We start from the raw sequence: 9,352 nt of genomic DNA, 5'->3' as shown, positions 1-9,352 counted from the left end.
AGGGCTAAAATAAAGATCATTTTAGCCCTTTGTCAACAATCTGAAAGGAAGCCGCTGGCTTCCTTTTTTATTTCGCTTTTTTCTCAATCGGTAAAATAAGTACTTCTACGCGTCTGTTTTTACTTCTGCCTTCCGCTGTATCGTTTGAGGCAATCGGTTTGAATTCACCGAAGCCTTTTGTACTAAAGTTCTCTTGGTCTAGGTTGCTGTTCTCAAGTAGAATACTTAAAAAGTTTACAGCACGAATCGCGCTTAAATACCAGTTGGATTCAAATTCTGAATTTCTAATGGGTACATTATCTGTATGTCCGCTAATGACAATGTCACGAGCAGGGTTAATGACAAGCAGTTTTGAAATTTCTCTTGCTAACGGGACATCCTGCGGGCGGATAATCGCTCGGCCGGAATCAAAGAAGATACTGTCTTCAATCGTAATGAGCAGACCTTCATCTGTAAGCTTTGTTTCGAGCTTGGAACCGAGCTTTTTATTTGCAATGAATGAATCTACTTGTTTTTTGACCTTTGTCAGAACCGCTTGGTCTCGCGCTTTTGCTTTGGCTTCTTCCTCATCTTCTTCTGCTGATTTTTTGATTTGATCGCTGTTTTCGGTTTCCTCTGTGCTTTGCATGCTGGATTGATCCATGACACCAGTGCCGCCAGTAAAAACAACATTAAAAGACTTGGCCATCTGTTCATATTTCGCAACATCAATGGAACTAGATGCAAACAGCACAATGAAGAGGGCGACGAGAAGTGTCAGAAGATCGGCATATGGAAGCAGCCAAGACTCATCTACATGCTCATCGTGATCATGTTTTTTCCGTTTCCTAGCCATTTTGCTTTTCTCCTTCTTCAATGACAAGATTTGCACGTTCTTTTGCTGGTAAGTACATAAGAAGTTTTTGTTCAATGACCTTTGGAGATTGACCTTCAAGAACCGAAAGAATACCTTCAATCATAATCAGACGAAGCTTTACTTCTTCCTTTGATTTACGCTTCAGTTTATTGGCAAAAGGATGCCATAACACATACCCTGTAAAAATCCCAAGCAATGTAGCAACGAAGGCAGCACTAATGGCATGTCCAAGCTGTTCGATATCTCCCATGTTTGCAAGTGCGGCAATGAGCCCGACAACGGCGCCAAGTACACCAAGCGATGGAGCGTAGGTACCTGCTTGTGTAAAGATTAATGCGCCTGCCTGATGTCTTTCCGACATTGCGTCGACTTCTTCTGTTAATATGTCTCGAATAAATTCAGCACTTTGGCCGTCTACTGCCATGCTTAAGCCGTTCTTTAGAAAATCATCATCGACTTCCTCAAGATTTGCTTCTAATGCCAAAAGACCTTCACGACGAGCAATTTGTGCCCAGTTTGAAAAAAGAGGGATCATTTCTTGAATCGTTGGAAGCTGGTTTTCTTTGAAGATTTTGCCGAACAATTTTGGTGTTTTTTTAATTTCACTAGATGGGAATGCAATAACAACAGCTGAAATTGTCCCAGCAATAATGATTAATATAGCCGCCGGGTTGATAAGAGCGGTTAGACTCACACCTTTCAAAACCATACCGACACCCAGTGCAATTAATGCTAAAATAATACCAATTAACGATGTTTTGTCCATTATCTCACCAAATCCTTTAACTATCTTTTTCTATAGTTAATATCGGTGTGTTCCAGAAGGGTTTTAGCCTGAAAACAAAATTAAGACAGTTTCTGTGAAGAAATTTTGACGAAAGCGCTTTCTATTTACCTTAAAAAAAGAAACTCCCTTATAGATGGAGGGAGTTTCTTTTTTTATTTTGTGCTGTTTCATTCATAAGCAGTTCTTTTAATTTTTCTTCATGTATGATTTTGATCAGATCGTAGTTCCAATTTATCATGTGATCCACCTCTTTTTCTTTTATCATAAAGGAAAAGAGGCGGGGGAGCGTCAGCGTTCAGTTGGAACTTAGCCACCATCACATGATGGATCTGTTCATCCTCCTTAGGATGTACTTATCCCTTTTTCACAACGATTTCGTCATGTTCCACATCGACGGTAAATCCAGAAAGATGTTCTTCTTCAAGCAAAATCTCTGTCAATTGATCCTCGACGTGCTCTTGAATGGTTCTTCGTAATGGACGAGCACCGAATGCAGGATGATATCCAAGCGCTGCGATTTTTTCTTTCGCTTCGTTTGTGACGTGGACCGTTAAATTTTGCTCTTTTAACTGTTCTGACAGTTCATTCAGCAGAAGATCAACAATCTTCACTAGGTCGTCTTTGTCTAATGAGTCAAATTGAATGATGCTGTCAAAACGATTCAAGAATTCTGGTTTGAAATAGGCGCTGAGTGAATCAATCAGTGATTGTTCCTCAATTGCTTCTTCCTGATCAGACTGGAAGCCGACTTTGACCGTTTTATCTGTGCTGCCTGCGTTACTTGTCATAATGATGACCGTGTCTTTAAAGCTGACGGTTCTGCCTTGGCTGTCTGTTAACCGGCCATCTTCCATGATTTGAAGGAACATGTGCTGGACATCAGGATGTGCTTTTTCGATTTCATCCAGCAAAATGATGCTATATGGCTTTCTGCGAACCTTTTCAGTAAGCTGACCAGCTTCATCATGTCCAACGTAACCAGGAGGAGATCCGATGATTTTGGACACGGAGTGTTTCTCCATATACTCACTCATATCTAAACGAATGATCGCATCTTTTGAGCCAAATAATTCTTCGGCTAACGTTTTAGACAATTCGGTTTTCCCGACACCTGTTGGTCCAACGAAAAGGAAGGAGCCAGTCGGTCTATGTTTCGATTTTAAGCCAGCTCTGCTTCTTTTCACGGCTTTCGCCACTTTTTCTACGGCATGTTCTTGACCAATCACTCGTGCTTTTAAACGAACATCAATTTCTTTCATTTTTGTTTGTTCGTCTGCTTGCAGTTTGCCGACAGGGATGCCTGTTTTTTGTTCCACAATGCCCTCGATATCCTCTGCTGTGACGACATGTTCTTTGTGATCTGTTTTGTGCTTAAGTCTTGCTTCAATCGCTTCTTCTTCATCTCGAAGCTTCGCTGCTCTTTCATATTGTTCTTCTTTTAAAGCAGCTTGTTTTTCAGCAGCGATTTGTGCAAGACGGTTTGTTAATTCATCTTCACTTGCTACATCAAGAGAAAGATTCGCTTTTGAACCAGCTTCGTCCATTAAATCAATGGCTTTATCCGGCAAGTGACGGTCTTGAATATACCGTGAAGATAATTGAACGCACGCTTTAATGGCTTCATCAGAATAGGTGACACCATGATAGGCTTCATACTTATCTTGAATGCCTTTTAAGATGTCGATCGCTTCATCCTGTGTTGGCTCGTCTACGATGACGGGCTGGAAGCGGCGTTCAAGTGCGGCGTCTTTTTCAATTTGGCGATACTCTTTTAATGTGGTCGCACCTACTAGCTGAAGCTCGCCTCGTGCAAGGGCTGGTTTTAAGATGTTTCCAGCATCCATTGATCCTTCGGCAGACCCTGCCCCTACAAGAAGATGGATTTCATCAACAAATAGGATAATATTTTTACGATTTTGCAATTCTTTGATTAACTGCTTCATTCGTTCCTCAAATTGACCACGTACACCTGTGTTCGCCACAAGTGAGGAGACATCTAATAAATAGATTTGTTTGTTCTTTAATTTATTTGGTACATCGCCACTCGCAATTTTTAGTGCAAGTCCTTCGGCGATCGCTGTTTTACCAACGCCTGGTTCACCAATCAGAACAGGGTTGTTTTTATTTCTTCTATTTAAAATCTCAATGACTCTTGTGACTTCTTCATCACGGCCAATGACTGGATCAATCAAACCAGCATTTGCGCCATCAGATAAGTTCCGGCCAAGCTCATCGAGTAAGCCTTTTTGTTTAGGCTGTTCCCCACTTGGGGCATGTCCTGTTGACTCGGAGAAGAATGAACTTCCTCCGAACAATTGAGGTCCCATTTTCATTTTTGACTGCTCCATCAAAGAGGTGTAGCAGTCTTCACATAAAACCATTTGGCTGCGGGACGAATTCACTTGCATATTCAGGCGAATAGTTGCTTCATTTACTTGACAATGTTGACAACGCATTTGCCATGACCTCCTTAAAATAAAGTTTGACTTTATTTGACCAATGAATGTTAAATAAAATGGTCTATTGTTTGACCATCTTTGAATATAGTATACTCTGACCTATTTTGACTTTCAACTGTTTTGCTCAAAGGCGGATGAAAAATCCTTTTTTGCATTTAATCATGGTTTGTCCTTCTTTTCAAGGAATTTGTCTCATAGGATAAAAAAGAGACAAACGAAAGTGATGGGTGCGGAGGGGTCACATGAAACGTTCAAATGAATCCGCTTTTCAGCTTGCCTTTGTATATGTAGGAACTGTGGTTGGAGCTGGGTTTGCGACAGGAAAAGAAATTGTAGAATTTTTTGTTCGTTTTGGTTGGATTGGATTACTGGGAATCCTGATTAGCGGTGCTATTTTTACTTTCCTTGGCGCAAAAATGATGCTTATTTCTAAGCGAATTCAAGCAGAGTCTTATCAAGATATGAATCGTTTTTTATTTGGAGCAGCTGCGAGTCGATATATTAATGTCGTCATGTTTTTTATTTTACTTGGTGTCACCTCAGTGATGATTTCTGGCGCAGGTGCTATTTTTGAGGAGCAGCTTGGTGTATCAAAGGAATATGGCATTTTATTGACGATCATTCTGAGCATCATTGTGCTTTTTAAAGGATCAAAAGGATTATTCGGTGTCAACGTACTCGTTGTCCCGATGCTTATTTTCTTTTCATTGATCGTGTTTCTTGATTCATTTGTTTTTAGCAGCAGTGCAAGTCACGTTCTTGCGCTGCAAATGGGAGAGGGCGAATGGATGTTGTCTGCTGTCTCATATGGTGCCTTTAATTTAGCGCTATCTCAAGCTGTGTTAGTGCCGGTCGCAAATGAAATGACATCAGAAGCTGTGATTAAAAAGGGAGCGGTTCTTGGGGGCGTCATGCTTACACTCATTTTGCTTGCTTGCTTTTTATCTCTTTCTTCATTAGATATGCTCGAGGCGTATGATATTCCAATGGCCCAAGTGGTGTATCAAGTAGCAAACTCCATTCATCTCATTTATTTATTCGTGATTTTCGGTGAAGTCTTTACATCCGTCATAGGCAATTTATATGGGCTGGAAAGACAGGTGAGGGCGTATATCCGACTGAAAAGCATCTATACGATATCTCTTATCCTCGTATGCTGTTATGTGATCAGTAAAATTGGATACGGTACACTGATTTCAACGGTTTACCCTATTTTCGGTTATGTCAGTATTTTTTTTATCCTCTTTCTTTGTCTGAAAAAAGTGCCTAAATCGCTAAATAGATAAAGAAGGGATAGCCTGCATGAAAAATATGTGGTACACTATGCTCTGTGAAAATTGAACAAAAATCCGTGAAAACGGGAGAGGTTCTAGCAAAACCCTCTATAAAAAACTAAGGACTTGCCGTATCCTTGGATGTGGCATTTTTTATTTTTTATGGCTAGGACACCTCATATACATGTGAAGGTGTCTTTTCTTTTGAGAAAATAGGGGTTTTCATGAGCCTTTCAGATGCAGCTTTGTACGGTTGTACTCATCTGCAAAAGGAGGAGAACAGGAAATGAAAAATGAAAAAGCAGTTGTTGTCTTTAGCGGGGGACAGGACAGTACGACTTGTTTATTATGGGCACTTCAACAATTTGAAGAGGTAGAAACAGTGACCTTTCATTATAATCAGCGCCATCAAGAAGAAATTGATGTAGCCAAAAGAATCGCTGACAAATTAGGTGTGAAGAATCATCTATTAGATATGTCTCTTTTGAATCAGCTGGCACCAAATGCTTTAACAAGAGATGACATTGATATTGTGGAAAAAGAAGGAGAACTGCCTTCCACATTTGTTCCAGGGAGAAACTTAGTCTTCTTATCCTTTGCCTCTATTCTTGCGTATCAAATCGGAGCAAGACATATTATCACAGGTGTTTGTGAGACAGACTTTAGCGGCTATCCAGATTGCCGAGATGAGTTTGTGAAATCTTGCAACGTCACAGTGAATCTGGCGATGGAAAAACCATTTGTCATCCATACACCACTGATGTGGCTGAATAAAGCAGAAACATGGAAGCTGGCCGATGAGCTGGATGCGCTAGACTTTGTGAAAAATGAAACGCTCACTTGCTATAATGGCATCATTTCTGATGGCTGCGGGGAATGTCCTGCATGTAAGCTTCGGAAAAACGGCTATGACACTTATATGGAAATGAAGGAGGCGAAATAAATGCTTTCTCAAATCTATCCACAAACGGATCATCCATTTTCGTTTGAATTGAACAAAGATATGCATGTATCGGCTGCCCATTTTATCCCGCGAGAAGATGCCGGTGCATGCAGCCGCGTACATGGTCATACGTACACCATTAATATCACCATTGCGGGAGACGATCTAGATGAATCGGGGTTCCTTGTCAATTTCAGTACATTGAAGAAGCTTATTCATGGGCAGTACGACCACACGTTGCTTAACGACCATGAAGAATTTTCATCAAACGATCCATACGCGATGCCAACCACTGAGGTTGTGGCAAAGACAGTACATGACAAAGTCGCAGCGTATTTATCGACTTTAGCGAACAAACCGACATGTGTTCAGGTCTTTGTTAGAGAGACACCAACAAGCTACTGCATCTACCGTCCGAAACGAGTTGAGATCAATGGCTAAAGCGATTCCCGTATTAGAAATCTTTGGTCCAACCATTCAAGGAGAAGGAATGGTCATTGGACAAAAAACAATGTTTGTCAGAACGGCTGGCTGTGACTATTCTTGTAGCTGGTGTGATTCCTCCTTTACATGGGATGGCTCAGCAAAGCATGACATTCAGTGGCTTCAGGCAGAGGACATTGTCCAAGAGCTGAAAAGAATAGGCGGACAGGCTTTTTCTCATGTCACCATTTCCGGAGGGAATCCTGCGCTTTTAAAGCAAATGGAATCACTCATTGATTTGCTGCATGAAGAAGGGATCGATACTGCGCTTGAAACACAAGGAACGATGTATCAGGATTGGTTTTTAAAAATTGATGATTTAACCATTTCTCCAAAGCCGCCAAGCTCGAATATGAAAACAGATTTTACAAAACTGACACGCATTATAGATGAATTGAAAAATGGAAACAGATTGCAACATGCAAGCCTGAAGGTTGTGATCTTTGATGATCGTGATTTAGCCTATGCGAAGGATGTTCATGCGAAATACCCAGAGCTTCCTTTTTATTTACAGGTAGGAAATGATGACACGACGACAGGTGATGATGCGTACTTATTGACGCATTTATTAAAGAAATATGAAGCGCTTGTAGATCAAGTCGCGCAGGATTCAGATTTAAACCGCGTAAGAGTGCTGCCGCAGCTGCACACATTATTGTGGGGAAATAAACGAGGCGTATAGAAAGGAAGAGACGACATGACGACAAGAAAACCAGAAGAATTAGAAGGTGTCACTTTATTAGGAAACCAAGGGACCAATTATTTGTTTGAATATGCACCACAAGTGCTTGAAACGTTCCCGAATAAACATCCAAATAGAGATTATTTCGTAAAATTCAATTGCCCAGAGTTTACATCACTTTGTCCGCAAACAGGGCAGCCAGATTTTGCGACGATTTATATCAGCTATATTCCAAATGAAATCATGGTCGAGAGTAAATCGTTAAAATTATATTTGTTCAGCTTCCGTAACCACGGTGACTTCCATGAGGATTGTATGAATATTATCATGAACGACCTCATTGAATTGATGGACCCAAGGTATATTGAAGTATGGGGCAAATTCACACCAAGAGGCGGCATCTCAATTGACCCGTATACAAACTACGGAAAACCTGGAACAAAGTATGAAGAAATGGCATCGTATCGTATGATGAATCATGATATGTATCCAGAAACGATTGATAATCGCTAATAATAGGAAAAGACATGCCGGATGACATGTCTTTTTTTATGGAATCAAGGCGGAAATATAAGGCTGAAACTAAAAAAAGAGAAGAGTCATGTCACTCTTCTCATACCAATAGGAATAGAACTCGCTAGGACGGCTGGGGGCTACCAGCTCGTAAAATTATTATACATGACAGAACGTATGTTTGTAAAGATTGATCGTGCTTTTTTTGCTTATCACGTTTGCTTTGAGATAAAATAGGGGCAATGAGTGGAAAACGGAGGCGTTTGTGTTGGAAAACAAAGAAGAGAAAACAGAGAAGCTGCTGTTGGAGCTAAGAGAAGAGCTTCAGATGCTTGAACACCAAAACAAAGAACGATATAAATGGAGTGCTTCCACATTGCTTGGAGTGATTGCGCTTTTAATTGATAAAGGCGTTATAACACCTGAGGAAGTAGAGATGTACAAGACCAAGGCAGAAATGCAGACCTTTCATACGCAAAAAGACTGACCTCCCTTCAAAAGGTGTCAGTCTTTTTCATATGTGATTTTCAAAAGAGAGCAAAGCTCTCTGACAGCTTTGCTTCGTATATATTTATGTAATGATAGTCTGAATTGAGGATTGCAAATTAATGTGCGGAGTCTTTGATGATTTTATAGTTTTTATGATTAACGACTGTTAGTGAATCCAGTTCTAAATCTCTATAGTTGTCCATGATGGTGACATCCACAATGACAGAGTTTTCATTCACTTTTTCAACTACACCTGTTAAACCATTTCTAAATTCGATCACATTTCCAATTTTTGCAATCTTCAACCGATCCCTCTCCTTTAAAAACAGATTTCATTCCCTATTAAAAAGTATTTTGCAATATTTTCATACTAATGTAAAGGATAAAGACGTTTTTGTTTCGTTTTCGTTGTACGCTCCTCAAACGAATGATATATTTAATATTTGATCATGGCAGAAAAGGAGCGGTTTTTTTGACTGAAGAACAAATCCTCACAATACTCGAATCATTACGGAATGGGACGGAGAAGCAAGTGACCATTCAAAAAGATGATTTTTTAACTTTTCGTTCTATTTTGGTAAAGCAAGATGATTTTAAATATTTTCGCGGAATTGCCAAACATCGTGGAGATGTTATTTTTGAATATCTTAAAGAAGCAAGAAGCTAAAGCTTTTTCTCACTAATGAGAGAAAGCTTTTTTATTTTGGTTCTTTTGTCATACTTCAAACCAGCTTGATACATATGAAAAGAAAATGTAATAACCCATAATCAGGAGCATAAGGATGATTATAGGCGGAAAAGGGACCTTTTTAAGCGCTAACAATTCCAGTTCATGTGCATTCCAACTAGGACATGCCATTTTATGA

General features: G+C 40.0%; 11 protein-coding genes and 1 riboswitch. Of the genes, 7 read left to right on the top strand and 4 right to left on the bottom strand.

What is annotated here, in order from left to right; translation table 11 throughout:
- Window positions 1–67: 67 nt before the first annotated feature.
- From motB to BA70_RS17445, 3 genes are all read right to left on the bottom strand, one after another.
- Window positions 68–835 carry a flagellar motor protein MotB gene (gene motB / locus BA70_RS17455; RefSeq protein ID WP_034324953.1) on the bottom strand — a complete coding sequence of 256 codons (768 nt, stop codon included), beginning with the start codon at window positions 833–835 and terminating at the stop codon, window positions 68–70.
- A complete protein-coding gene (gene motA, locus BA70_RS17450) occupies window positions 828–1,622 on the bottom strand; it encodes a flagellar motor stator protein MotA (protein ID WP_034324951.1) in 795 nt (264 codons plus the stop codon). The genes motB and motA overlap by 8 nt, the downstream gene beginning before the upstream one ends.
- Before the next feature lie 374 nt (window positions 1,623–1,996).
- Window positions 1,997–4,099, bottom strand: coding sequence for an ATP-dependent Clp protease ATP-binding subunit (locus BA70_RS17445; protein WP_034324948.1), 2,103 nt, complete (start codon window positions 4,097–4,099; stop codon window positions 1,997–1,999).
- Between the two features lie 245 nt (window positions 4,100–4,344).
- Here BA70_RS17445 and BA70_RS17440 point away from each other — a divergent pair, with 245 nt between their 5' ends.
- The 6 genes from BA70_RS17440 (at window position 4,345) to BA70_RS17410 (ending at window position 8,484) form a co-directional block, all read left to right on the top strand.
- Entirely contained in the window at window positions 4,345–5,388 is a 1,044-nt protein-coding gene (locus BA70_RS17440) for a YkvI family membrane protein (protein ID WP_034324947.1), read from the top strand.
- 71 nt (window positions 5,389–5,459) lie between these two features.
- Window positions 5,460–5,504, top strand: a riboswitch (PreQ1 riboswitch).
- 158 nt (window positions 5,505–5,662) lie between these two features.
- Entirely contained in the window at window positions 5,663–6,319 is a 657-nt protein-coding gene (queC, locus tag BA70_RS17435; protein ID WP_034324944.1) for a 7-cyano-7-deazaguanine synthase QueC, read from the top strand.
- Window positions 6,320–6,760: a 6-carboxytetrahydropterin synthase QueD gene (queD, locus tag BA70_RS17430; protein ID WP_034324942.1), complete on the top strand. Its 441-nt coding sequence runs from the start codon at window positions 6,320–6,322 to the stop codon at window positions 6,758–6,760.
- The gene (queE, locus tag BA70_RS17425; protein WP_034324941.1) at window positions 6,753–7,484 is read left to right on the top strand and encodes a 7-carboxy-7-deazaguanine synthase QueE; all 732 of its coding nucleotides are present in this window, start codon (window positions 6,753–6,755) and stop codon (window positions 7,482–7,484) included. Before queD ends, queE begins: the two co-directional genes overlap by 8 nt.
- A gap of 15 nt (window positions 7,485–7,499) precedes the next feature.
- Window positions 7,500–7,997: a preQ(1) synthase gene (queF, locus tag BA70_RS17420; RefSeq protein ID WP_034324938.1), complete on the top strand. Its 498-nt coding sequence runs from the start codon at window positions 7,500–7,502 to the stop codon at window positions 7,995–7,997.
- Window positions 7,998–8,265: 268 nt separating this feature from the next.
- On the top strand, window positions 8,266–8,484 hold the full coding sequence (locus BA70_RS17410; protein ID WP_034324934.1) for a hypothetical protein: 219 nt from the start codon (window positions 8,266–8,268) through the stop codon (window positions 8,482–8,484).
- A gap of 118 nt (window positions 8,485–8,602) precedes the next feature.
- On the opposite strand, the gene BA70_RS17405 is transcribed toward BA70_RS17410, so the two are convergent.
- Complete coding sequence (locus BA70_RS17405; RefSeq protein ID WP_034324932.1) at window positions 8,603–8,791, bottom strand: YkvS family protein; 189 nt, start codon at window positions 8,789–8,791, stop codon at window positions 8,603–8,605.
- Between the two features lie 167 nt (window positions 8,792–8,958).
- Between BA70_RS17405 and BA70_RS17400 the strand changes: the two genes are divergently transcribed.
- Window positions 8,959–9,153: a hypothetical protein gene (locus tag BA70_RS17400; RefSeq protein WP_034324929.1), complete on the top strand. Its 195-nt coding sequence runs from the start codon at window positions 8,959–8,961 to the stop codon at window positions 9,151–9,153.
- Window positions 9,154–9,352: the final 199 nt, after the last annotated feature.

The sequence above is a fragment of the Bacillus zhangzhouensis genome, assembly GCF_000715205.1.
In the GTDB taxonomy this organism is placed as follows: Bacteria; Bacillota; Bacilli; order Bacillales; family Bacillaceae; genus Bacillus; species Bacillus zhangzhouensis.
The sequence above is the reverse complement of the archived record's forward strand: the minus strand, read 5'-3'. Positions and strand labels throughout refer to the sequence as shown.

What these genes read in the sequence shown, in the direction of transcription:
- motB (WP_034324953.1), bottom strand. Translation starts at nt 835, where the DNA reads ATGGCTAGGAAACGGAAAAAACATGATCACGATGAGCATGTAGATGAG.
- motA (WP_034324951.1), bottom strand. Translation starts at nt 1,622, where the DNA reads ATGGACAAAACATCGTTAATTGGTATTATTTTAGCATTAATTGCACTG.
- BA70_RS17445 (WP_034324948.1), bottom strand. Translation starts at nt 4,099, where the DNA reads ATGCGTTGTCAACATTGTCAAGTAAATGAAGCAACTATTCGCCTGAAT.
- BA70_RS17440 (WP_034324947.1), top strand. Translation starts at nt 4,345, where the DNA reads ATGAAACGTTCAAATGAATCCGCTTTTCAGCTTGCCTTTGTATATGTA.
- queC (WP_034324944.1), top strand. Translation starts at nt 5,663, where the DNA reads ATGAAAAATGAAAAAGCAGTTGTTGTCTTTAGCGGGGGACAGGACAGT.
- queD (WP_034324942.1), top strand. Translation starts at nt 6,320, where the DNA reads ATGCTTTCTCAAATCTATCCACAAACGGATCATCCATTTTCGTTTGAA.
- queE (WP_034324941.1), top strand. Translation starts at nt 6,753, where the DNA reads ATGGCTAAAGCGATTCCCGTATTAGAAATCTTTGGTCCAACCATTCAA.
- queF (WP_034324938.1), top strand. Translation starts at nt 7,500, where the DNA reads ATGACGACAAGAAAACCAGAAGAATTAGAAGGTGTCACTTTATTAGGA.